The following is a 21714-nucleotide window of genomic DNA, read 5'->3' as shown; positions in this document are numbered from 1 at the left end:
ACCGCCACCGCATCCGCCGGCCCGACCCACCTCGCCGTCGCCGCGGCCATGGGCATGTACTGGCTGTACCTGGCCTGGACCGGCTACAAGGCGGTGGATGACACGGTCTGGGCACGCAAGCTGTTCGTGTTCTCGATCTTCACCATCACCGCCCTGAGCGTCATGATGTCCCTGGACTTCAAGGTGCCGGCCGAGCTGCTGCTGACGTACGCGCCGTAAGGCTGGATGGCTTCACGAAAAACCCCGCACATTGAGAGATGTGCGGGGTTTTTTGTTGGCTGGCTTTCGGTGATCGAGGCGTCGGCAATCGCGAGCAGAGGCCACTTCGACGCGATACATTTGTAGGAGCTGCGGCACGCTGCGATCTTTTGATCCTGATCTTTAAAAATACAATCAAAATCAAAAGATCGCAGCGTGCCGCAGCTCCTACAGGGTTTAGTTGCGATATCGACGTAAACCCCCTAGATTTGGATCCAACCATAACGGTGATAGCCCCATGCCACTTCGCAGGGACACTGTTATTCATGCATCAATCGAGAGGCTGGGCGAAATGACTGAGAGGATGACCTGCGACGAACGCTTCATTGCCCTGGCACAAGAGCTGAACTACGACATCTATGGCGAGAACACCGCCGGCGGCAATTACGCGCCGCTGATCCGTCATCGCGATGAGTTGTACATCAGCGGTATGGTGCCGCGTACCCACGGCAAGATTCAGTATCCGGGTCGGGTGGGGCTGGAGTTGAGCCTCAAGGATGCCCAGGCTGCCGCGAGCATCAGTGCCATGCGCTGCCTGGCGCTGATCGTCGATGCGGTGGGTTCGCTGGACAAGATCCGGGCGTTGTTGCGGGTCACGGTGTATGTGAAGTCCACTCCGGACTTCGTTGACCTGAGCGAGGTGGCCAACGGTGCATCGGACGTGTTCAGCCATGTGCTCGGTGATGCCGGCCGGCATACTCGCACCACGGTCGGTGTCTATCAGTTGCCGAAGAACGCCGCGATTGAAGTCGACATGGTCGCGGCGGTGCAGCCGGAAGTCTGACCGTCACGCCGCTCAACAAAAAGCCCCGCCTGAATCTCAGTGCGGGGCTTTTTCGTCGGCGCCGGATTTACTGCGCGGCGATGCTGTAACCATCGAACGCGGCCTGCTGTTGCAGGGCGGTGATGATGTTCTTGCGGTTGATCGCGTGTTCGGTGCCGGCGTTGTCGACGAAGGTTTCGCCTTCCAGCTCGGCTTCTTCACCTTCACCGACGAAGGTGAAACCGAGGAACTCCAGCGCTTCACGGTCAACGTTCATACGCGAACGCGGCGTGCGCAGCGGCAGGGTCACGCTGTTGCCGTCCTTGCTGATGGTGAAGATTTCCAGTTCTTTCTTCTTGGCGGCCTTGCTCTTGCCGCCGCTCGGGTTGCTGATCGCCTGATGGGTCTGGTTCAGCACTTTGAGCGCGAGGCCGTAGACGATTTCCTGAAACGCCGGATCGTCCTTGAAGCAGGACAGAATGCGACCGATCGAGAATTTGCTGCTCAGGTCTTCAAGGGCGGCGAGGTCGGCGGCTTCGGCGTCTTTCAGCGCCTTGAGCTGGCCCATCAGCTCGTAGGCCTTGTCGTCATCGAAGCTGTCGTGCGCTTGGCGGATCGCGGCGCGCAGTTCGCGGATCTGGTCGCTTTCGCGGGTCGACTGGAACGCGTCCAGCACCATCTCGCTGATGATTTTGGCTTGTGGAAGGTGTTGTGAAAGATTGATGGAGTTTTCGTATTCCGCTTTGGACGATTCGGTGACTACGGATTCAGCGGTGTTGAAATCGGACATTGAAATTTCACTACTTTTTTAACTTGAGTTGAGACGAGAAAGCACGAGGTCTTTTTCAGGCCGGTTAATTTAGGGGAGCGGGGCGGCGTTGTCACGGAACAACAGTCCGGTGGTGCGGATTATTTGCCCGGCGTGTTCAGGTTCATCGAGCGCACCATCCACTGTTCGGCGGTTTGCTGATCGGTTGGCAGCGTGAAGCGAAAAGTCGCGCCGCGCCCGGCGACATCGATCAACTGAATCTCACGCCCGTGCAGTTGCAGGATACGGTGGACGATGCGCAGCCCCAATCCACCGTCACGTCGCGCCCCACCAATATTGAACGGACGCAGGAACAGGCCTTCGCGCAACTCGGGAGCGATGCCGGGGCCGGTGTCGCTGACCGTGACTTCGACCAAGGCGCCCAGGGGTTTCAAATCCAGCTCGATTTCACCGCCCGCAGGCGTGTGGCGCAAGGCATTGTCCACCAGGTTGGTCAGTACCCTTTCGATCAAGCCAAGGTCGGCGCAGACCGTCGGCAGGTTCGGCCCGAAGCTGGCCTTGAGTTCAACGTGGCGAGCTTCGGCGGCCAGTTCGAATTTCTGGAAGATGTCCTGCAGCAGATCGATCAGCGAGAAGCGCTCCAGTACCGGCTGCACGAAACCGTGCTCCAGACGTACCAGCTCCAGCAGCGATTGCGCCAACCCGCCGACCTTGCGGCTTTGATCGAGGGCAATGCCCAGATAACGCCGGCGTTCTTCGGCGGTGAGTGTGGCGTCCTTGAGTGACAGGGTTTCCAGATAACCGTGCAACGAGGCCAGCGGTGTGCGCAGGTCGTGGGAGATATTCGCCACCAGTTCACGGCGCTCCTGATCCTGGCGGGTCAACGAGCGCCACTGTTCGCCCAATCGGTTTTGCATCTGCCGGAAGGCACCGTCGAGTACGGCGATTTCATCCGGGTCAGCGCTTTTATCCACAGCCACTGAAGGTGCCGGCAGAGGTTGCGGCGCGCCATCAATGTCGAAACGGCTGACGGTGTCGGTCAATCGCCGCAATGGCCGGGTAATCAGGTTGAACGCCGTGAGACCGGCAATCAGGCACAACAGCGCCACCAGCCCGATCGACAGCAACGCCGTATTGAGTGCAGCACTGGTCGCGCCACGTTCGGCGAATCGATCGTGTTCTTCGCTGAGCAACACCACGTACAGATAGCCGGCCGGTTTGCCATTGACCTTCAATGGCGCGGCGCTGAACACCTTGCGCCCGTCGACGCTGCGCGGGTCATCGCCGAGGATCGGCAGCGGCTGATCGGCAAGCAGACGCTGCACCGGAACCAGATCGACCTTCTCCCGCCGCAAGTGGCCTTCGGGGGCAGCATTACCGACAATCCGCCCCTCGGTATCAAGCAGGTACACCTCGACACTCGGGTTGACCAGCATCAGTTTGCTGAACAGTTCGCGCACGGCGCCGGGCATCAGGCCATTGCTGTCCATCAGCACCGTGTCATGAGCGATGTGCTGTGCCAGATCCCGCGACAGGCCTTGCACCACTTCCAGTTCATGCATCTTGCTGGAGCGCACCTGCAGCCATGCCGAGGTGCCGCAGCACACCAGCAGCAACACGGCGAACACGACGGACAGGCGCTGCGACAGGGTCAGTTTCATGGTTGTTCCGTACCGAATTTATAGCCTCGGCCCCACACGGTGAGGATGCGGGTCGGTTGCGCCGGATCGCTTTCGATTTTCGCCCGCAAGCGATTGATGTGGGTGTTGACCGTGTGCTCGTAGCCTTCGTGGCTGTAGCCCCACACCGCGTTGAGCAGGTCCATGCGCGAGAACACTTTGCCCGGTTGGCGGGCGAAGAAATACAGCAAGTCGAACTCTCGCGGAGTGAGGTCCAGGCGTGCGCCATTGAGGGCGACGTCGCGGGTGATCGGGTCGATGCTCAGGCCGTCGAGGCTGAGGCTGCCGGCGTCCATCTTCAGATTGCGCGCCATGGCGTCGACCCGGCGCAGCAAGGCTTTGACCCTTGCCACCAGTTCCAGCATCGAGAATGGTTTGGCGAGGTAATCGTCGGCACCCAGTTCCAGACCCAGAATGCGGTGCAATTCGCTGGAGCGCGCGCTGGTAATGATGATCGGCGTATAGCGCGCCATCGCCCGGGCGCGGCGGCAGATTTCCAGGCCGTCGACCCCCGGCAACATCAGGTCGAGGATCAGCGCATCCCATTGTCCCTGTTGCAAAAGGCGCATGCCTTCGTCGCCGTCGGCGCAGTGCACGACGTCGTAATGCTCATCGCGCAGGTGCAGGCAAATCAAATCGGCGATGTGTTGGTCATCCTCGACCACGAGGATGCGTCTGGTTAATTCCATCAAGCTCAATCCTTCGGCGCAGTGAGCGCATTGTGCGGGTTTTCCTCGGGGCGAGTTATCACGAATTCGTTAACTTCCTGTGAGGATTTGGCGATCAACCCAAGCCTAGGCTGTGTTCCATGACAGGCACCTGGAATTTTAGGAGACGGCCATGTTTTCACGGCGACAGATTCTCGTAGCGAGCGGCGGGCTGGGGGTTGCAGCCTTGGTGGCGGGTGTATTGCCAAAATTGTCCCCGGGCACCGCACTGATCGAACAAGCCCATGCCGATGAGGTTTTCGAGGTGAGCCACAGCGACAGTGAATGGCACTCGCTACTCTCTGATGAGCACTACGCCATCCTGCGCGAGGAAGGCACTGAACGGGCCTATACCAGCCCGCTCAACGACGAGCATCGCAACGGCACATTCGCCTGCGCGGGTTGCGACCTGGCGCTGTTTGCGTCGGCGACCAAGTTCGACAGCCATACCGGCTGGCCGAGTTTCTGGGCACCGCTGGAACACGCGGTGGCTACGCGTCAGGACCGCTCCTTCGGCATGTCGCGCAATGAAGTCCATTGCCGGAGGTGCGGCGGGCATCTGGGGCATGTTTTCGACGATGGCCCGAAACCCACCGGCCTGCGCTATTGCATGAATGGTCTGGCGATGACGTTCAAACCCGTGGCGGCATGAGCCATGGCCCGAATTCGATTTTCACTTTCTACAGGACGACACCATGTGGCTCTTGGTTCTCGCTTATCTGGGCGGTGTGCTGACGATCGTCAGTCCGTGCATCCTGCCTGTTCTGCCTTTTGTCTTCGCTCGCACCGGGCAGCCGTTTATCAAGAGTGGCTTGCCGCTATTGGCCGGGATGGCGCTGACCTTCGCCCTCGTCGCCACACTGGCGGCGGTGGGCGGCGGTTGGGTGGTGCAAGTCAATCAGTACGGTCGCTGGCTCGCGTTGCTGTTCGTTGCACTGTTCGGGTTGACGCTGCTGCTGCCGCGTCTTGCCGAGCGCCTGATGCGGCCGCTGGTGTCGGCCGGCAGTCGGCTGTCCGAAGCCGCGGGCCAGGACAATCGTCCGCGTCCCGGCGCCTCGTTTCTGATCGGCGTCGCCACGGGGCTGCTGTGGGCGCCGTGCGCCGGGCCCATCCTCGGTTTGATTCTGACCGGCGCCGCGCTGCAAGGGGCAAGCATCGCCACCACGCTGTTGTTGCTCGCCTACGCGGCGGGCGCCGCGACTTCACTGGCGGCGGCACTGCTGCTGGGCGGTAAGGTCTTTGCCTTGATGAAGCGCTCGATCGGCACCGGTGAGTGGATCCGCCGCGGCCTGGGGGCAGCGATGCTCGCCGGTGTCGCAGCGATTGCCCTGGGCCTCGATACCGGGTTGCTGGCGCGGTTGTCGACGGCATCCACTGGCGGGATTGAGCAGGCCTTGGTGGGCAAGCTTTCCGGCAAATCCCCGGCGGGCAACGGCACGATGATGGCGCAGATTCCTGCTGCCAGCGGGGCGATGAAAGTTGCCGACGAAATGGCACCGGGAACACTGCCGGTCGAAGGCCAGTTGCCGCCGCTCACTGGCGCCGTGCAATGGCTCAATTCGCCAGCGCTGGACGCCCAGGCACTCAAGGGCAAAGTGGTGCTGGTGGATTTCTGGACCTACTCCTGCATCAACTGCCTGCGCACCCTGCCGTATGTCAAAGCCTGGGCCGAAAAGTACCGCGATCAGGGCCTGGTGGTGATCGGCGTGCACGCCCCGGAATTCGCCTTCGAACGTGATGTAGGCAACGTTACCAAAGCCATGAAGGAACTGGGCATCAACTACCCGGTGGCCATCGATAACGACTACAGGATCTGGCGCGCTTTCAACAACGAATACTGGCCGGCGCATTATTTTGCCGACGCGCAGGGGCGGATTCGTTACCACCATTTTGGCGAAGGGGACTACGCCGAATCGGAACGGGTCATTCAGCAGCTGCTGCGTGAAGCCGGGGCGAAAATCGTGGCTGACGGCCTGATCAACGCCGATGCCCAAGGCGTGCAACTGGCCCCGGACATGAATCAGGTGCTGTCACCGGAAACCTACGTCGGCTACCAGCGTGCGGAACATTTCGTACCGGAAACCAGCCTGGTGCCTGACAAGGTCGCGACCTATAACCCACCCGCCAACCTGACCCTGAATGACTGGAGCCTCGGCGGCCAGTGGGCCGTCGGTGCCGAGCGCGCCACCGCCAGTGCGCCGGCCAGTCGCATCGTCTACCGCTTCCATGCCCGCGATCTGCATCTGGTGCTGGGCCCGGGCGCGGATGGCAAACCGGTGCGTTTCAAAGTGTCGATTGACGGTCAGGCGCCGGGTGAAGCCCACGGCGTGGATGTCGCCCCGGACGGCAGCGGCCTCGTGACCGAGCAGCGCCTGTATCAACTGGTGCGGCAAACCGATGCGGTGAAGGATCGCACCTTCACCATCGAATTTCTTGACCCGGGCGTATCGGCCTACGCCTTTACCTTCGGCTGATAGGGAGTGCATAGCATGAAAACTCAAAACAACTGGCGCCGTGTGTTGCTCGGCGTTGCCATGGCAGGTGTGATCGGTCAGTGCTCGGCGTTCTCCTTCGGTGCCGAAGACGCAGTGGTCATCCCGCCACCGACTCTCGACGAAAACACTCAGGCCCACAGTGAAACCGCGGTATTCGCCGGGGGTTGCTTCTGGGGCGTACAAGGGGTTTTCCAGCACGTCAAAGGTGTGCAGAAAGCTGTCTCCGGTTATGCCGGCGGCGCGGCGAACACGGCGCACTATGAGCGGGTCAGCGAAGGCGATACCGGTCATGCCGAGTCAGTGCAAGTCACCTTCGATCCGACGCAAGTCAGCTACGGCAGCCTGCTGCAGATCTACTTCTCGGTGGCCCATAACCCGACCGAACTCAACCGCCAAGGCCCCGACAGCGGCACGCAATATCGTTCAGCACTGTTCCCGACCAACGCCGATCAACAACGGGTGGCCCAGGCCTATATCGCCCAGCTGGACGCGGCGCATGCCTACAACAAACCGATCGTTACGAAACTGGAAACCTACAATGGCTTCTACCCGGCGGAGGACTATCACCAGGATTTCCTCACCGAACATCCGAGCTATCCGTACATCGTGATCAACGACATGCCGAAGGTTGCGCAGTTGAAGCAGTTGTTCGCGCAGCGTTATCAGGAGAAACCGGTGTTGGTGAAAAGCGGGAGTTGATTCTCACGTGTTACTTGAGCCTTGGGCGCTCCATGGCAATCACCGATGTTTCAAACCCCAAACTGGCAAAAAATGCCTCAGCACCTTCGCGCCCGGCGCGCAGTACCCAAGTGATCTCGGGGTTGTCCCCCATGACATGCTCGACCAGTGCGCGCCCGACACCGGCGCGCCGATGCTGGTCATCGACCACGACCATCGACAGATAGCCGTTGGACAAACCATCGGTGATGCCTCGAGCGAAACCGATGATCTGCTCGCCGCTCAGCGCGAGCGCAGTGCGTTGCGAGTTTTCGATGAGTTGAGCAAAGTAGTCGCTTGAGCCTGTTCGGTGTCCCCAGCCATTTTGGCCGAGAAACACCCGGACCGGCTCCACTTCGTCGGGGAACAGGTTGCGTACGGTGAGGTTGGTTTTCATCAGATGACAGCATCCTTGTTGGCAATCACCGGAGCGTAGTCGATAGCTACCGAGTCAGGATCTGCCCCAGGTTTGCATTGCGAATTCGACGAAGCGCCGTAGCTTGGGCAAACGATAACGGTCCGGGGCGTAGAGCAAATGCAAAGGTCGGCTCGGCGGCTGGTAATCGGGGATCACCGTTACCAGTTTGCCGTCGCGCAGGTCCTGTTCCACCAGAGCGTCCGGCAGCATGACGATGCCCATCCCGGTGCGCGCTGCCTGATGCAGACCGGCTGAGGTGTTCATCAGCATCGGGCCGCTGACATCAACCAGAATCTCGCCGTCCGGGCCGCTGAGGCGCCAGCGTTTTTCCACCGATTGCCAGTCGTCGCCGGCAGGGTAGGCGAACGAAAGGCAGTCGTGTTGCTGCAGGTCTTGCGGAGTGATCGGCATGCCGCGCCGGGCGACGTAGGCCGGCGAGGCGCACACGGTGAGGGTGTAGTCGATCAGCGGTCGGGCGATCAGGTTCGACTGCTCGAAATGCCCGAGCCTGAATGCCACGTCGAGACCGCTTTCCAGCAGATCCGGACGGCGGTTGGTCAGCACCACATCCATTTTCACCTGCGGGTATTGCAGGGAAAACTCGCTGAGCGCCGGGGCCAGGCGTTCGACGCCAAAAGTCAGTGGCGCGGTGATACGCAGCAAGCCGCGCGGCTCGTCGAGGGCCTGTTCGGCGAGGCGTTCGGAGTCGGCCACCAGGCCCAAAACATCCAGACAGCGCTGGTAGTAGACACTGCCAAATTCGGTCAGCCGCTGGCGGCGGGTGGTGCGCTGCAACAATTGCACGCCGAGCCGTTGCTCCAGTGCGCGCAGGTGATTTCCGACCATGGTCGTGGACATTTCGCACTGCAACGCAGCGGCCGTCATGCTCCCGGCTTCCACGACTTTCACGTAGACGCTCATCGCCTGCAACAGGTCCATTATCAAGCTCGGGTTTTAAATGAAAGAAGTTTTGCCGAGTTTATCCAGTTTCGGTGGCTAACCATACTGCCAGCACACCGACCTTCACTGGAGTTTGAAGTCATGACCGCCGCCCTGATGAACACCTACCAACCGTTGGCCCTGAGCTTCACCAAAGGCCTGGGCACGCGCCTGTGGGATCAGGCCGGTCGTGAATACCTGGATGCTGTTGCGGGCGTCGCGGTGACCAATGTTGGGCACTCGCACCCACGGATCGTCGCGGCCATCAGTGAGCAGGCCGGAATGCTGCTGCACACCTCCAACCTGTACAGCATCGACTGGCAACAACAGCTGGCGCAGAAACTCACGCAGTTGTCGGGAATGGAGCGGGCGTTCTTCAACAACTCCGGCGCCGAGGCCAATGAAACTGCACTGAAACTTGCGCGCTTGTACGGCTGGAGCAAAGGTATCGAACAGCCGCTGGTGGTGGTCATGGCCAACGCATTTCATGGCCGCACGCTGGGCACGTTGTCGGCCAGTGATGGCCCGGCGGTGCGGCTGGGCTTCAATGATCTGCCAGGGGATTTCGTCAAAGTACCTTTCGGTGATCTGGCGGCGCTGGATCAGCTGCAGCAAAAACATGGCGCGCGCATCGTGGCGATTCTGGTCGAGCCGATCCAGGGCGAAAGCGGTGTGCAACTGGCGCCGCCCGGCTACCTCAAAGCCCTGCGCGAACTGTGCAATCGCCACGCCTGGCTGTTGATGCTCGACGAGATCCAGACCGGCATCGGCCGCACCGGCCAGTGGTTCGCGTTCCAGCATGAAGGCATCGTGCCGGACGTCATGACCCTGGCCAAAGGCCTCGGCAACGGCGTGCCGATCGGCGCTTGTCTGGCGCGGGGCAGGGCGGCGGACCTGTTCACCCCCGGCAGCCATGGCAGCACCTTCGGCGGCAACCCGCTGGCCTGCCGGGTCGGCTGCACGGTGCTGGAAATCATCGAAGAGCAAGGCTTGCTGGAAAATGTCCGGGTGCAGGGTGAACGCCTGTTGACCCGCCTGCGCGCCGAGCTGGCAGACAACCCCAATGTGCTGGCGATTCGTGGGCAGGGCTTGATGATCGGCATCGAGCTGAAACAGCCAATCCGCGATCTGACGCTGATTGCGGCGCGGGATCATGGATTGTTGATCAACGTGACGCGCGGCAAGACGATACGGCTGCTGCCACCGCTGACGATTGATGAGCGGGAGGTGGGGATGATCGTCAGAGGAGTTGGACGGATTGTTTCCGCGAATTAATGGATATCCGATAACCCTGTGGGAGCGAGCTTGCTCGCGAAGGCGTCGTCACAGTCGACATTAATGTTGAATGCTCGACCGCATTCGCGAGCAAGCTCGCTCCCACACGGGAAGCCTCTAGTCCGGATAATCCCCCAACTCCGGCGCCAGCATCCGCGTCTTCACCGCCCCGTTCGAATTGTGCTGAATGATCTCGCTCGGCTGCCCCTGCGCATTGAAAAACACTTGCCCGATCCCCGCCGAATTCCACAGCCGCTCACCCGCTTCGGCATGTTCCGGGGTGTACGGCACGATGCGCATGCGTCGGCGTTTGGTAAACCAGTTCAACGGTGAGCGCGGCGAGTAGAGCCAGCGATTGAGGCGGTCGAACCATTCCAGCAGGGTTTGCGGGAACTCGTTCTTGATCCCGCTGCTGGTGATCTGCCAGATCCGTGGCCCGGCCTTGCGGTGTCGGATAAGCACTTCGTAGACGAAGGAGTAATGCACATCGCCCGACAGCACCACGTAGTTTCCGGGTGTGCGGGTGTGTCGGAAAATGTTCAGGATCACCTGCGCGGCGCCGCGATGGGCCATCCAGTTTTCCGCGTCGACCAGCAGCGGATAACCGCACCAGCTGAAAACCTTCTGCACGGTTTCGATCAACTTCACCCCGAAGATCGGCGCCGGGGAAACGATGATCGCTGACGGATGATCGAGCAGTTCCTGCTGCAGTTCGCTCAGCGCCTCCCAATCCAGCAAACCGGAGGGTTGCTTGAGCGCCATCTCGCTGCGCCAGCGCCGGGTGCGGGTGTCGAGCACCACCAGCGCCGGGCTGCTCGGCAGCACGAAATGCCAATGCTGAAAGCGCAACAACTCATCGATCAGAGCGTCCTGCACCGGGCTGTCGAGATATTGATCGTCACCGCTGGCGCTCAGGCGGCGGGTGTTCTCCAGCAGATCCTTGAACGCATCCGGATTGTTGCCCCAGCCCTGGCACAACATATAGGCGATCAGCGCGTTGCCGATGATGCGTTTGGAGAACGGGTGGCCGTAGGCGGTTTCCTCCCATTGCGCGGAAAGATTCCAGTCATCGGTGATGTCGTGATCATCGAAAATCATCAGGCTCGGCAGATGCGCCAAGGCTCGGGCGACGTTGCCCAAACCGGCCTTGAAGCCATCAATGCGGGTTTGCTCCAGGGCGTAGCGCTTCAAGCGTTCAGGCGTCAGTGACGGAATAACAGGATTGATCAGCGTCCAGGCAACCGGCGACCACACCAGCAAATACATCGCCATCACTTCGGCAAACGTGACCAGATGGTTGTCAGCGCTGCTGCTGGTGAAAATCGGCTTGCGCGCGCCGCCGAAAAATCGCTCGCGCAAGGTCTCGTTGCTCTCCAGCGCCGGTAACAGGTCCGCGCGGTGGTAGTAGCTGGCCGGATGTGTGTAGAGCTTGGCGCTGTCGCTGACCACGGCACCTTCGAGGTGTTCGTCGAACAGGCCGAGGCGCGCGATCAAGCTGTGTATTGCCCGCAGCATCGGGCCGGCGACGTCGTCGGCGTAGATTTGGTCGCCGCTCATCATCAACAGGGCCGGGCGTTGTTGCGGGTCGGTTTCTGTCGCCAGCAACTGATCGACGCAGAGCAGACCGTCTGCCGCCGGATGATGGGGCTTGCGGCAGGAGCCGTGCAGCAACTGATCAATCCGTGAGCGCACGACAAGGTTCGGGCAGTGGGCATTGCCGTACAGCAGGTGCGGCGCCCATTCGGCGATGGGCGTCTGGCCGTCGATCAGCAGGTCATAGTCGATACGCGTGTCGCAGGGCAGGGCGCTGTCGAGCGCAACGTCAATCAAATGGACGAACGCATGACGGCCTACAGGAATGACCGTGCATTTCCCGGCATCGAGAGGAATGTCTCCTACACCCTGCAAGCGCAGGCTCAGCGACAGTTCGCGGGTGCCGACCAGCCACAGCACCACGCGCGTCGGTTCCAGACGGCGCAGCAGTGGGCCGGCCAGGACGGGAGGCAGCGGGTTCAGGTCAGCAGGTATCGGGGACATTCAGGGGCGAAGCTCAAGACGCACAGGCTGGCGATGATAGCGCAGCCGGCGCCTTGAACCCTTAAACGAGGCTTAAGAGGCAGCTTTCTGCAGCTTCAGCGCCAGCAGTCGCCATTCGGCGGACGCGGGTTGCTCCTGCACCGAGCACTCGAAGTTATAAGTGACGTCATCACCGTTCATGTTGCGCGCGGTGACCTTGTTGCTGAGGGTGTAGACCTGATCCTTGAAGCGCTTGGTGACAATGGCAGAACTGTCGGCGAAGCGCTCCGACGCCGGGAAGCGCAGCGTACTGGTGACCAGCGTGCCGCACATGACATACGCGAGCATCGATTTATCGCTGTCGGCATTTTGCCCAAGCTTGTCGCGCAGCGCGGCGAGCGCTTTACGACCCTGCGCGTCGCTCTGATCGAGGACGGTTTTTTCCGATATCGATTTCGGTGCCCGGCTGGCGTAATTCGGCAGCAGTGCGGAATCCGGCGGAGAAGGTTGGTTGTCCGGCTCGATCGCGGCAAAGCCCGGCGCGTTTTCCAGCACCGCGGACGTCGAATCCGACTCGGCTTCCGGCGACAGACTGGTGGTGACATCGCTCTGTGTGATCACGTCTTCGATTGGCGCCTTTTCGGATTTATGCGCCGACGGGAACAGTGACAGGAGGATCGACAGCACCACCAGACCGACGATAAAACCACCCGCCGCGCCAACGATGTTGCCGTAAAACAGATTCCAGCTGCCGCGGTTTTTCACCACCCAGCGCCACATCAAACCCCAGGCGGCGATAAATGCCAGAAAACTCAGAAACGCCATTCGATCCTTTCCTTAAACCTGCAAGAACGTTCAAGCCAGCATGCTTCGAGCCCGCTGAAATATGGGCAGCAAGATAGCAGAATAGAAGCGCTGCGCTTCTTGCTCATCTAGCCGATCAGCTACCGGTCAGTTCGAAGCGCAGATCCAGCAACTTCCAGTCGTCAAAACCTTCGTTCATGGTTGGCAACGCCTGCAGAGTGCATTCGAAACGATAGGTCAGATAATTTTGCGCAGCGTCGTGGATCTTCATCAGACTTGTGCTGGTATAGATCTGATCTTTGTAACGCTGGGTCGAGAGAGCCTTGTCGTCGGCGAACAAGGCCAGTTCCGGCTGACGCAGAACGCTGCGTATAAACGGCTCGCACATCTGGAATGCGATCAGTCTTTTGTTGGGATCCGGCCTGCCAACGAGCCCTTTTCGCAACTGCGCATGAGCCAGAGTCTGTTGCGCACTCATCCCTTGAACCGTCGCCAGTTCAGAACGGGTTGTCGGTATTTCATTGAGATAGTTTTCCACCAGGCCGGACTTGAGCGGTTCTGGCGTAGCAGCAGGCGCATCGGCGACATACTCGGGCAATGCTTCCACGGACGACGTGTTGGCAGAACCCGCAGGGCCTGATTTTCCTTGCATGGTCAACTCCAGCAGGCGCCATTGGTCATCCTTGATCCCGTTGCCGGACACGAACTGCACGGCGCAGTCATAGCCGAGACTGACCATCGTGCCTTCCATGTTTTCGCCACTAATCCTGCTCGTGACGAGGTAGGTCTGGGATTTGTAAGTGTCGAATCGAACGTCCTCAGTCTCGTCGAAGGAGGCGGAGTCCGGAATGCGCAGCGTGGACTTTGCCGCTGACCGACAAATCAGCCCCGCCATGCTTCCGTTGACCCCGTTGACCATATCTGCGCTGGCTCGCCATTGCGCGTATTGGCTTCTCCACTGTGGATCGAGACTGGCGGAAAGCAGCGGAGTAGATAGCCGTGGATAGCGCGGGCTGTCGGTTGGCAGCAACGGCGACGTCGGAGCGGATGCGCGACTGGCCGGAGTGCGTGGGACAAAGGTTCTGAGCTGGCTTTCGTTGGCGATTTGCGGCTGAGTGCCGCTGGATGTCGCGGGCGTGGATTTTTCGGGCAGAAGTCCGTTGACGATAACGAACATTACGACTGCCACGATAAACCCGGCAATCACACCGGCGAAGTGGCCGAAGAATACCGGCCAGGTTCCACGATTCTTGACGACCCAGAGCCACATCCCTGCCCAGACCAGCAAAAACATCACGATCAACGATGTTTCCATTCCATCCATTTCCTTTCTTTAACTCGTGTCAGCTCACTGAGTAGATCCGCCGTTGCGGGCGGCAAGATAGCAAAACAATTACGTGTTCGTTTACACGTTGGGGAAATAATTCACAGCAAGAACCAGCAAGGTCACCAAGCCGGCAGCAAAGCCACATACCCCACCCAGTAACTGACGTGCAATCGGATGTTCGGGTTGATGGCGATTGGCAATCCACAACCACACCCCCGCCAGAACACCCGCGCTTGTGGTGAACACCACCAGACTGCGATCCAGGTTAGGTGTCGCCATCGATGTACCAATGACTGCGTTGTAAATCAGCGTGAACACAATGCCAGTGACCACGCTACTTCCTGCGCCAGCAAGGTTGCCAAGTAGCAAGTTCCACTCACCCCGTTGCTTGACCACCCACAACCAGGTTCCGGCCATTACTGACAAGCACAACAAAGCATCCATTGGTTTATTCCCGAGTGCGCGATAACAGAGGCAGTGACAGGCCTCCAGCGAAAGTGGACGGCAAGATATCAAAATAGTAGCTTCACGCCACTTTCTTCAAACACGTAACGGACTACACATGCCGATTGTTTCTTTTACACCGCGCGCGCTTGGCGCTTTCCTTCTCGCCATCGTGATGACCCCGGCGCTTGCCGACTGGGATGAAACCCCGGAGGTCGCCTGGAAGGAGTACCTCGCCGATTGTGGGAGTTTTCAGCAAGTGGTGAGCAACGTTCAAAACGGGGTCATGGCTACCAGGCAAGCGATGAACCGCGTCGACAGCTTGAATCGCACTGTTCATGTCCATCGCGATCACCTCTCCCAGGAACGCCTCACCTCTCCCGAATATGCCCGCTGCGAAAACGTCGTTGCTCAAGCGTTCGTGATCCGGAACAAGGAAGAGGAGGTCCTGGTCGCGGAGCTTCAACAGCAATACTTCAAGGCTCAGGCCGAGCACGAGAAGTCCCCGGAATACAAGCGCGCCCTCGATCTGGGCTTTAGCGACGTTGGCGGACTTGGCAAGCTCAAGGAGCTCGCCGAGGATTCGGAAACGGATGGCGAAGCGTATCTGAAGACGTTGATGATCACGGTCGATTGGGGCTGCGGCCGACATTTCCGCGCCGTGAGATACGTCAAACCCTATGTGATCTACACCGCCCATCCCGATGAGGGCAACTGCGCCGTCTATAAAGAGGTCGCGGTGCTTGGCGGAGAGATGGTGGAGAGGGGCGAGACCATCGATCAGGACGCGATTTTTCAATACGTGGGATGGAAAAAACTGGAAGGGCCAGGTGGGTTTCCCGTCGACATTCGAGTAGTAAAAGTGCGGCAGTAATCCAAAGGGCTGTTTCTACAGATTGCGCATCTGATTACAGAATGTCCTTCAAATAACCCTTGAGCGCGAGGAGCGGCTGATCAAGCTGCTCCAGCGACTGCGCCTGCCGGAAATCGGCTGACAACTTGTGCAGCTCACGCCCCAGCGGTTTCTCGACACCGCCCAAGGCGTCCATTGCCAAACCCAGGCACTCGTTCATCTTGAACTGAATCGTCTCGACATCCCCGCGGCGCACCAGCAATTCGAACACGTCTTTCTGGTAATCACCCATGACCATGTCATCCCGCAGAATCGGGCTCAGTCCTTCTTCCTCGTAAGCGAGTTTGAGGGAGAACAGGGCGACGGTTTCCAGTGACGTTTCCATGGTTGGCCTTGGAGGTCCTTGAGCATGAGTCTTGAAATTCTGTACGACCAGCGATAGCCGCAACGGGGCGGCAGACCAGCTGTGGGCGGGCGTGATTATACTGAGTGGACGCATCAGATGCAGTCCCGAGGCAAAACAGGTTGCACGGACAGCGCCGGAATATTCAATGACCTAAGCAACAGAGCGGGTTTCTCAGGACGGTCGATGAGTATGAGGTGCCACACAAACTCGACGTTGATTCAGACACATGAGCGGAGCGACGATCATGGAATACGATGAAAAGTTGATTGAAGAGGCTGTGCTTGCCCTGTTGGCCGCGTTCAGTTCCGACGACGGCAATGCATGGAAAGGCTTCGATTTTGAAGTTATGAACCGATTGCATGAGCAGGGTCTCATCAGTAATCCGGTAAACAGGAACAAATCGATCTGGTTGACGGAGGAGGGCTGGGAACGAGGTCGTCAGATAGCTGAGCGTTTGTTTGGGGGAGGTGTTCAAACCGAGCGTGCGTCTGACTCGGATATCTGAGGTTCTGGTTTGGCTAATCAATTGATTTGGGCCACACCAGTGCAACGCAACTGGAGGAGTTTTTCCGTTGGAGCATTTTCTGACTGAGCCACAACTGACAAAAGTGAGAACTGCTCTTTCTGAGCCATTCAACGATTTTCCCGTGGAATATGACTATGTGGCGAATCAGGTAAGAGGCGTCACCCCTGAAACCCTTTACGAAATTCTTTATTCAGAGGTTGCGCCGGTGTGCTTTACCAATCTCGTTGCAGCTGTGCCTCCGATTTGGACTGGGTTCGACCCCGACAAACTCAGCCAGTCGATAGAAGAAAGGCTGGCAGCTAGAGAGCGCAACTGGTTTCGTAGGCAGTTCGATAAAGTGCTGGTTCGTTGGCTGAAATACAACTACGCCTACATCTGGAAGGAAATCGCCAGTAGGCTTTGAGCCCAAGCGTTCAATGGACCAGGTGACCATGAAAAGGACTCAGTTGTGGCACAACCTGCAGCACGTTCAACCGATTCGGCCAGTCGCCCATTGCCACGGCATGGCGCCAAAGTCATAGCTGCAGATTCTCTTGCATATTGCTGTGATTAATCGCCCATCGTTTAGCCCACGTTTCTCGTAGCACGGTTACGCAAAAGTAATTGCCCAACTTTTCAGCAGACGAAAAAAAAGGCCTTGCTAAGCAAGACCTTTCTTAATTTTGGTGCCCCGAGGGAGACTGTAATACTCCATTAAACCCAAGGCCTCCAGCGAGGTTTGCTTTCTAGGGATACATGTAGGGATACATGCTCGCCATTGCTGGTGGCAGTATGAAGACTTTCAGCGATTCCAAGCAATCCATTCAGTCCCCCCCCTTTGAGCCCTGCGGCATTGGCTTCGCATGGGGCAAAGCTTTCTGAGGTACAACACGGAATACGGCGCCCTTAGGAAAAGCATCTCGTGAAGCTACTAATTGCCTGCTTGTAAATTTTTCTCTATGGCGCGTCCTTGTCGAACGAGCGAAAAGTTAATCATGCGTCCCTTCCTCTCCGCTGCCATACGGGTAAACCCTTCCTGATTGGTAACCCGTTCTCCATCCATCGCAATGATCATGTCGCCGGGGAGGATATCCGCTCTGTAAGCCGGGCTGTCATTGACGATTGTCGTTACCACCACGCCTTGATTCGTCTGTAGTAACTGCCGCTCGAGGTCATTTAGGTTGCGGACGAATGCGCCGATTCGAAAACGACCTTTCACAAAGTAAATCGCGCCGTAATCAGAACGGTTAACTGTAATGGGAATGTACGTCGTGTTGCTCCCATATGTCGTTGTCGTCGCGTTACCGTAAGCCGAGATAGGGCCGCTCGGTCCATATGCGGTGGCATTAGCTGTGGTGTAGGAAGTATTCGTCGTTGGTGTTGTGATCGGCACGCTGGAGGTCACTGATCCGGTGTATTGCGGCACAAATACTAGAACCAAATCTGCTCCTACCGCTTGACCTTGTTTCAAGGCGTCGTCATCTGAAACGCGTTCGCCGGTGTTAAAGCTGGACTCACCAATTACCAAGTATCCTCGTTTTCCATACTCTGCCAGGAGCTCGTCTGTATTGCCAAACGGTGCGCGCTCGATAGCAGGTAGTGGCGGCGGCGCTGATGCCCGAGTGGAGAATATAGCTTCAGGAGTCGCACCTGCTGCGGGAGTGTAAAACTCTCTGTATCCATTAGCGCAGCCAGCGGCGCTCAGCAACGCGCCAACCCCCAGCAACGTACACACCAATTTCATCTTCATTCGATCCCTCCCCAGCTAGAAACGATGCCTGCCTACAATTGAGTATGGCGTAACGCCGCTACAAGACCTAGATCCATAATCTGCTACGCACACCCGACAACCGGTGAAGGGCAATGAACTACCATCGAAAGTCTGAACGCGATAGAAGTCGCTGGGGACCCTGGGAGTCCATGAGCTAGCGGAGGGCGCGTGATGACCAACCTATTCGCAACTCAAGCGACCGCCCAGGAAATCAAGCCCGGCGAGTTCATGTGTCCGATACCGATTACTGTGAATGATCGAGCGGCGACGCGTGAAGCGATCATCAAGAAGGTCCGTTCACTGAACACGACGTTTGTAGAGCGATCCTCGTGGGGAGCGGTGAAGGGTAAGCCGGACATGGTAATGGATTGGGATTACACCATGATCGCCCTGCATCACGCTGGGAGAAGCCATAGCTGTACGCCTGGTGCGGAGCAGATGCAGGAGATCCAGAAAGGGCACCTTAGCCAGAAGTACGACGATATCGGCTATCACTTCGGTATTGATTGCACTGGTCAAGTTTACGAGGGGCGAGACATTCGCCTTCAGGGTTCGAGTGTCTTGAAATTCAATACAGGCTTGATCGGCATTGTGTTGCTGGAGAACCCCACGACTCCAGAAGAGGGCGGGGATTGGGTCGCCAAAGGCCGGGTTGCGCTCGACAGCCTCGGATACAGCACGACCAATGTGATACCTGCTGCTCAGATCACCGCGTTGATGCATCTGATCGACGCGCTTAAGAGTGTGTTTGTGATCAAGCATTTTGGCGGTCACCGGGAATACCCAGGTCAAGCATCTGAAGGCAAGATCTGTCCCGGAAATATCGGCATGGAGTTGGTCAGGAATCTCAGAGCGAAAACTCAACTACTCCCACCTCCGGCGCCGCAACAATGAAGAAACTGATTGCCCTGATAGTTCTGGTTCTGGTGACAGTGCTTTACGTTGGGTATTACGAAGCGCTTGAGGATGGGGACATCGAAACGATCCTGTTCATCAAGAAGCATCCGACTTTTCAGATGAAGTTTTACAATATCCACGCCAATGACGGGGAGATTCGTCAAGTCGAACGACTCACGGAGCAGGAGCGTAAGTGGATCATTGATTACTGCAGGTATCGGCTCGGCATCGAGACGGATCTGAAAACCCAAAACGACGTTGAGATTTGCAGGAAAAAATAGCTGGGTGAAACAAAGAAAAAGGCCTCGGTGGAGGCCTTTTCTCATTACGTATTATTTGACGTTCCCAGCTTTCTACATCGTCGGCTTGAACCTCTTCGCGGCAGCTTTCCCGTCTCATGGGTGTGAAAAAATATTTGCCCCACTTTCCAGCAGACGAAAAAAAAGGCCTTGCTAAGCAAGACCTTTCTTGATTTTGGTGCCCCGAGGGAGACTCGAACTCCCACTCCTTTCGAAAACGGATTTTGAATCCGCCGCGTCTACCAATTCCGCCATCAGGGCTCAATGGCGGCGAAGTATAGAGAGGTGATTACCGTTGGTCAATCACGTTTCATGGTCAATTTTTGATAATTCCGCTAGACTTTCCGGCCCTGCTAGACGAACCCCATCATGCGCGTTGCTGACTTTACCTTCGAGCTTCCTGATTCGCTGATCGCCCGCCACCCGTTGGCCGAGCGTCGCGGTAGTCGCCTGCTGACCCTTGATGGGCCGAGCGGCGCCCTTGCACACCGTCAATTCACTGATTTGCTTGAGCATTTGCGCCCGGGCGATTTGATGGTATTCAACAATACCCGGGTGATTCCGGCGCGGTTGTTCGGGCAGAAAGCCTCGGGCGGCAAGCTGGAAATCCTCATCGAACGCGTGCTCGATACGCATCGCGTGCTGGCCCATGTGCGCTCCAGCAAGTCGCCGAAGCCGGGTTCGAAGATCCTCATCGACGGCGGTGGCGAAGCCGAGATGCTCGCGCGTCACGACGCGCTGTTCGAGCTGGGCTTTGCTGAAGAAGTGCTGCCGCTGCTCGATCGCGTCGGGCACATGCCGTTGCCTCCTTATATAGACCGCCCGGACGAGGGCTCGGATCGCGAGCGTTATCAGACCGTGTACGCCCAGCGTCTTGGTGCGGTGGCGGCGCCGACGGCGGGGTTGCATTTCGATCAGCCGCTGATGGAGGCGATTGCCGCCAAGGGCGTCGAGACTGCGTTCGTCACGCTGCACGTCGGTGCGGGGACGTTCCAGCCGGTGCGCGTCGACAAGATCGAAGATCACCACATGCACAGCGAGTGGCTGGAAGTCGGCCAGGATGTGGTCGACGCCGTTGCCGCGTGCCGCGCGCGTGGTGGACGGGTGATTGCCGTGGGCACCACCAGCGTGCGTTCGCTGGAAAGCGCGGCGCGCGATGGCGTGCTTAAGCCATTCAGTGGCGACACCGACATCTTTATCTACCCGGGCCGGCCGTTCCATGTGGTCGATGCTCTGGTTACCAATTTCCATTTGCCGGAATCCACGCTGTTGATGCTGGTTTCGGCGTTCGCCGGTTATCCCGAAACCATGGCCGCCTACAAGGCCGCCGTCGACAACGGTTACCGCTTTTTCAGCTACGGTGATGCGATGTTCATCACCCGTAATCCCGCCCCGACTGCCCCTGAACACACAGGCCCAGAGGAAACAGAATGAGTCGCGAATGTCGCATGTCCTTTGAACTTCTGGCCACCGATGGCAAGGCCCGTCGTGGTCGGCTGACCTTCCCGCGTGGCACCGTCGAGACCCCGGCCTTCATGCCGGTGGGCACCTACGGCACGGTCAAGGGCATGTTGCCGCGTGACATCGTCGCCACCGGCGCGGAAATCATTCTGGGCAACACCTTTCACCTGTGGCTGCGTCCGGGCACGGAGGTGATCAAGGAGCACGGCGACCTGCACGATTTCATGCAGTGGAAAGGCCCGATCCTCACCGACTCCGGCGGTTTCCAGGTGTTCAGCCTTGGTGCGATGCGCAAGATCAAGGAGGAGGGCGTGACCTTCGCCTCCCCGGTCGACGGCTCGAAAGTGTTCATGGGCCCGGAAGAGTCGATGCAGGTGCAGCGCGATCTCGGTTCTGACATCGTGATGATCTTCGACGAATGCACGCCGTACCCGGCTGACGAAGACGTCGCCCGCGTATCCATGGAGCTGTCGCTGCGTTGGGCCCAGCGCTCGAAAAACGCCCACGGCGACAACACGGCGGCGTTGTTCGGCATCGTTCAGGGCGGCATGCACCAGGACCTGCGCATGCGCTCGCTGGAAGGCCTCGACAAGATCGGCTTCGATGGCCTGGCCATCGGTGGTCTGTCGGTGGGCGAGCCGAAGCACGAGATGATCAAGGTGCTGGATTATCTGCCGGGCATGATGCCGGCTGACAAACCTCGTTACCTTATGGGCGTTGGCAAACCGGAAGATCTGGTTGAGGGTGTGCGCCGCGGTGTGGACATGTTCGATTGCGTGATGCCAACCCGTAATGCCCGCAATGGGCATCTGTTCATTGATACAGGCGTGCTGAAGATCCGTAACGCGTTCCATCGCCATGATGATTCGCCGCTGGATCCGACCTGCGATTGCTCTACCTGCCAGAACTTC

General features: G+C 58.6%; 23 protein-coding genes, 1 tRNA gene and 1 pseudogene. 13 read left to right on the top strand and 12 right to left on the bottom strand.

Features of this window, described 5'->3' with window-relative positions; all coding sequences use genetic code 11:
* Positions 1-219: pseudogene (locus tag ACIP8I_RS26375) on the top strand (protoheme IX farnesyltransferase); the annotation flags it as partial.
* 331 nt (positions 220-550) lie between these two features.
* Complete coding sequence (locus ACIP8I_RS26370) at positions 551-1042, top strand: RidA family protein (RefSeq protein ID WP_400764821.1); 492 nt, start codon at positions 551-553, stop codon at positions 1040-1042.
* 67 nt (positions 1043-1109) lie between these two features.
* Here the strand turns inward: ACIP8I_RS26370 and ACIP8I_RS26365 are convergent, their stop codons facing one another.
* The 3 genes from ACIP8I_RS26365 to ACIP8I_RS26355 form a co-directional block, all read right to left on the bottom strand.
* On the bottom strand, positions 1110-1811 hold the full coding sequence (locus ACIP8I_RS26365; RefSeq protein WP_400764820.1) for a hypothetical protein: 702 nt from the start codon (positions 1809-1811) through the stop codon (positions 1110-1112).
* A gap of 119 nt (positions 1812-1930) precedes the next feature.
* Positions 1931-3451: a sensor histidine kinase gene (locus ACIP8I_RS26360; protein ID WP_400764818.1), complete on the bottom strand. Its 1521-nt coding sequence runs from the start codon at positions 3449-3451 to the stop codon at positions 1931-1933.
* Positions 3448-4158 carry a response regulator transcription factor gene (locus ACIP8I_RS26355; RefSeq protein WP_027612158.1) on the bottom strand — a complete coding sequence of 237 codons (711 nt, stop codon included), beginning with the start codon at positions 4156-4158 and terminating at the stop codon, positions 3448-3450. The genes ACIP8I_RS26360 and ACIP8I_RS26355 overlap by 4 nt, the downstream gene beginning before the upstream one ends.
* A 151-nt stretch (positions 4159-4309) precedes the next feature.
* Between ACIP8I_RS26355 and msrB the strand changes: the two genes are divergently transcribed.
* From msrB to msrA, 3 genes are read left to right on the top strand one after another with little or no spacing between them, the layout of a single operon-like run.
* Complete coding sequence (gene msrB / locus ACIP8I_RS26350) at positions 4310-4828, top strand: peptide-methionine (R)-S-oxide reductase MsrB (RefSeq protein ID WP_400764816.1); 519 nt, start codon at positions 4310-4312, stop codon at positions 4826-4828.
* 43 nt (positions 4829-4871) lie between these two features.
* Positions 4872-6650: a cytochrome c biogenesis protein DipZ gene (locus ACIP8I_RS26345; RefSeq protein WP_400764814.1), complete on the top strand. Its 1779-nt coding sequence runs from the start codon at positions 4872-4874 to the stop codon at positions 6648-6650.
* Between the two features lie 15 nt (positions 6651-6665).
* The gene (gene msrA, locus ACIP8I_RS26340) at positions 6666-7370 is read left to right on the top strand and encodes a peptide-methionine (S)-S-oxide reductase MsrA (RefSeq protein WP_400764812.1); all 705 of its coding nucleotides are present in this window, start codon (positions 6666-6668) and stop codon (positions 7368-7370) included.
* 10 nt (positions 7371-7380) lie between these two features.
* Here msrA and ACIP8I_RS26335 read toward each other — a convergent pair whose 3' ends face one another.
* Both ACIP8I_RS26335 and ACIP8I_RS26330 read right to left on the bottom strand, forming a co-directional pair.
* Complete coding sequence (locus tag ACIP8I_RS26335) at positions 7381-7785, bottom strand: GNAT family N-acetyltransferase (protein WP_400764810.1); 405 nt, start codon at positions 7783-7785, stop codon at positions 7381-7383.
* A 54-nt stretch (positions 7786-7839) separates the two neighbouring features.
* Positions 7840-8745, bottom strand: a complete 906-nt coding sequence (locus ACIP8I_RS26330) for a LysR family transcriptional regulator (protein WP_102357917.1) — start codon at positions 8743-8745, stop codon at positions 7840-7842.
* A gap of 102 nt (positions 8746-8847) precedes the next feature.
* Between ACIP8I_RS26330 and ACIP8I_RS26325 the strand changes: the two genes are divergently transcribed.
* Entirely contained in the window at positions 8848-10020 is a 1173-nt protein-coding gene (locus tag ACIP8I_RS26325) for an aspartate aminotransferase family protein (protein WP_400764808.1), read from the top strand.
* Positions 10021-10137: 117 nt separating this feature from the next.
* On the opposite strand, the gene ACIP8I_RS26320 is transcribed toward ACIP8I_RS26325, so the two are convergent.
* The 4 genes from ACIP8I_RS26320 to ACIP8I_RS26305 form a co-directional block, all read right to left on the bottom strand.
* Positions 10138-12057 (bottom strand): alkaline phosphatase D family protein, encoded by a 1920-nt coding sequence (locus ACIP8I_RS26320; RefSeq protein WP_400764807.1) that lies wholly within the window; start codon positions 12055-12057, stop codon positions 10138-10140.
* A 72-nt stretch (positions 12058-12129) separates the two neighbouring features.
* A complete protein-coding gene (locus ACIP8I_RS26315) occupies positions 12130-12861 on the bottom strand; it encodes a hypothetical protein (RefSeq protein ID WP_400764805.1) in 732 nt (243 codons plus the stop codon).
* A 115-nt stretch (positions 12862-12976) separates the two neighbouring features.
* Positions 12977-14155, bottom strand: a complete 1179-nt coding sequence (locus ACIP8I_RS26310) for a hypothetical protein (protein ID WP_367085653.1) — start codon at positions 14153-14155, stop codon at positions 12977-12979.
* A gap of 90 nt (positions 14156-14245) precedes the next feature.
* Positions 14246-14611, bottom strand: coding sequence for a hypothetical protein (locus ACIP8I_RS26305; RefSeq protein WP_367085652.1), 366 nt, complete (start codon positions 14609-14611; stop codon positions 14246-14248).
* Positions 14612-14729: 118 nt separating this feature from the next.
* Here ACIP8I_RS26305 and ACIP8I_RS26300 point away from each other — a divergent pair, with 118 nt between their 5' ends.
* Entirely contained in the window at positions 14730-15485 is a 756-nt protein-coding gene (locus ACIP8I_RS26300; protein WP_400764802.1) for a hypothetical protein, read from the top strand.
* A 34-nt stretch (positions 15486-15519) separates the two neighbouring features.
* Here the strand turns inward: ACIP8I_RS26300 and ACIP8I_RS26295 are convergent, their stop codons facing one another.
* Positions 15520-15849: a hypothetical protein gene (locus ACIP8I_RS26295; RefSeq protein WP_103369541.1), complete on the bottom strand. Its 330-nt coding sequence runs from the start codon at positions 15847-15849 to the stop codon at positions 15520-15522.
* A 265-nt stretch (positions 15850-16114) separates the two neighbouring features.
* On the opposite strand from ACIP8I_RS26295, the gene ACIP8I_RS26290 reads away from it, so the two are divergent.
* Positions 16115-16375: a DUF6429 family protein gene (locus ACIP8I_RS26290; RefSeq protein WP_400764800.1), complete on the top strand. Its 261-nt coding sequence runs from the start codon at positions 16115-16117 to the stop codon at positions 16373-16375.
* A gap of 67 nt (positions 16376-16442) precedes the next feature.
* Positions 16443-16799, top strand: coding sequence for a hypothetical protein (locus ACIP8I_RS26285; RefSeq protein ID WP_400764798.1), 357 nt, complete (start codon positions 16443-16445; stop codon positions 16797-16799).
* Between the two features lie 507 nt (positions 16800-17306).
* Here the strand turns inward: ACIP8I_RS26285 and ACIP8I_RS26280 are convergent.
* The gene (locus tag ACIP8I_RS26280; RefSeq protein WP_400764796.1) at positions 17307-18125 is read right to left on the bottom strand and encodes a PDZ domain-containing protein; all 819 of its coding nucleotides are present in this window, start codon (positions 18123-18125) and stop codon (positions 17307-17309) included.
* A 192-nt stretch (positions 18126-18317) separates the two neighbouring features.
* Here ACIP8I_RS26280 and ACIP8I_RS26275 point away from each other — a divergent pair, with 192 nt between their 5' ends.
* The gene (locus tag ACIP8I_RS26275) at positions 18318-19040 is read left to right on the top strand and encodes an N-acetylmuramoyl-L-alanine amidase (protein WP_400764794.1); all 723 of its coding nucleotides are present in this window, start codon (positions 18318-18320) and stop codon (positions 19038-19040) included.
* Positions 19037-19324 carry a hypothetical protein gene (locus tag ACIP8I_RS26270; protein ID WP_400764792.1) on the top strand — a complete coding sequence of 96 codons (288 nt, stop codon included), beginning with the start codon at positions 19037-19039 and terminating at the stop codon, positions 19322-19324. The genes ACIP8I_RS26275 and ACIP8I_RS26270 overlap by 4 nt, the downstream gene beginning before the upstream one ends.
* Positions 19325-19518: 194 nt before the next feature.
* On the opposite strand, the gene ACIP8I_RS26265 is transcribed toward ACIP8I_RS26270, so the two are convergent.
* Positions 19519-19603 (bottom strand) — tRNA-Leu (locus ACIP8I_RS26265).
* Positions 19604-19711: 108 nt separating this feature from the next.
* Between ACIP8I_RS26265 and queA the strand changes: the two genes are divergently transcribed.
* Positions 19712-20776, top strand: a complete 1065-nt coding sequence (gene queA / locus ACIP8I_RS26260) for a tRNA preQ1(34) S-adenosylmethionine ribosyltransferase-isomerase QueA (protein WP_135296505.1) — start codon at positions 19712-19714, stop codon at positions 20774-20776.
* Positions 20777-20790: 14 nt separating this feature from the next.
* Positions 20791-21714 (top strand): tRNA guanosine(34) transglycosylase Tgt (gene tgt, locus ACIP8I_RS26255; RefSeq protein ID WP_400764789.1); only part of this gene is annotated, 924 nt, incomplete at its 3' end.

Source organism: Pseudomonas sp. NPDC088414, assembly GCF_044753325.1.
Taxonomy (GTDB): domain Bacteria; phylum Pseudomonadota; class Gammaproteobacteria; order Pseudomonadales; family Pseudomonadaceae; genus Aquipseudomonas.
The sequence above is the reverse complement of the archived record's forward strand: the minus strand, read 5'-3'. Positions and strand labels throughout refer to the sequence as shown.

What these genes read in the sequence shown, in the direction of transcription:
- msrB (WP_400764816.1), top strand. Translation starts at nt 4,310, where the DNA reads ATGTTTTCACGGCGACAGATTCTCGTAGCGAGCGGCGGGCTGGGGGTT.
- ACIP8I_RS26290 (WP_400764800.1), top strand. Translation starts at nt 16,115, where the DNA reads ATGGAATACGATGAAAAGTTGATTGAAGAGGCTGTGCTTGCCCTGTTG.
- ACIP8I_RS26275 (WP_400764794.1), top strand. Translation starts at nt 18,318, where the DNA reads ATGACCAACCTATTCGCAACTCAAGCGACCGCCCAGGAAATCAAGCCC.
- ACIP8I_RS26370 (WP_400764821.1), top strand. Translation starts at nt 551, where the DNA reads ATGACTGAGAGGATGACCTGCGACGAACGCTTCATTGCCCTGGCACAA.
- msrA (WP_400764812.1), top strand. Translation starts at nt 6,666, where the DNA reads ATGAAAACTCAAAACAACTGGCGCCGTGTGTTGCTCGGCGTTGCCATG.
- ACIP8I_RS26365 (WP_400764820.1), bottom strand. Translation starts at nt 1,811, where the DNA reads ATGTCCGATTTCAACACCGCTGAATCCGTAGTCACCGAATCGTCCAAA.
- ACIP8I_RS26305 (WP_367085652.1), bottom strand. Translation starts at nt 14,611, where the DNA reads ATGGATGCTTTGTTGTGCTTGTCAGTAATGGCCGGAACCTGGTTGTGG.
- ACIP8I_RS26300 (WP_400764802.1), top strand. Translation starts at nt 14,730, where the DNA reads ATGCCGATTGTTTCTTTTACACCGCGCGCGCTTGGCGCTTTCCTTCTC.
- ACIP8I_RS26360 (WP_400764818.1), bottom strand. Translation starts at nt 3,451, where the DNA reads ATGAAACTGACCCTGTCGCAGCGCCTGTCCGTCGTGTTCGCCGTGTTG.
- ACIP8I_RS26310 (WP_367085653.1), bottom strand. Translation starts at nt 14,155, where the DNA reads ATGGAAACATCGTTGATCGTGATGTTTTTGCTGGTCTGGGCAGGGATG.
- ACIP8I_RS26325 (WP_400764808.1), top strand. Translation starts at nt 8,848, where the DNA reads ATGACCGCCGCCCTGATGAACACCTACCAACCGTTGGCCCTGAGCTTC.
- ACIP8I_RS26270 (WP_400764792.1), top strand. Translation starts at nt 19,037, where the DNA reads ATGAAGAAACTGATTGCCCTGATAGTTCTGGTTCTGGTGACAGTGCTT.
- ACIP8I_RS26295 (WP_103369541.1), bottom strand. Translation starts at nt 15,849, where the DNA reads ATGGAAACGTCACTGGAAACCGTCGCCCTGTTCTCCCTCAAACTCGCT.
- ACIP8I_RS26315 (WP_400764805.1), bottom strand. Translation starts at nt 12,861, where the DNA reads ATGGCGTTTCTGAGTTTTCTGGCATTTATCGCCGCCTGGGGTTTGATG.
- ACIP8I_RS26345 (WP_400764814.1), top strand. Translation starts at nt 4,872, where the DNA reads ATGTGGCTCTTGGTTCTCGCTTATCTGGGCGGTGTGCTGACGATCGTC.
- ACIP8I_RS26330 (WP_102357917.1), bottom strand. Translation starts at nt 8,745, where the DNA reads ATGGACCTGTTGCAGGCGATGAGCGTCTACGTGAAAGTCGTGGAAGCC.
- ACIP8I_RS26335 (WP_400764810.1), bottom strand. Translation starts at nt 7,785, where the DNA reads ATGAAAACCAACCTCACCGTACGCAACCTGTTCCCCGACGAAGTGGAG.
- ACIP8I_RS26280 (WP_400764796.1), bottom strand. Translation starts at nt 18,125, where the DNA reads ATGAAGATGAAATTGGTGTGTACGTTGCTGGGGGTTGGCGCGTTGCTG.
- ACIP8I_RS26320 (WP_400764807.1), bottom strand. Translation starts at nt 12,057, where the DNA reads ATGTCCCCGATACCTGCTGACCTGAACCCGCTGCCTCCCGTCCTGGCC.
- ACIP8I_RS26355 (WP_027612158.1), bottom strand. Translation starts at nt 4,158, where the DNA reads ATGGAATTAACCAGACGCATCCTCGTGGTCGAGGATGACCAACACATC.
- queA (WP_135296505.1), top strand. Translation starts at nt 19,712, where the DNA reads ATGCGCGTTGCTGACTTTACCTTCGAGCTTCCTGATTCGCTGATCGCC.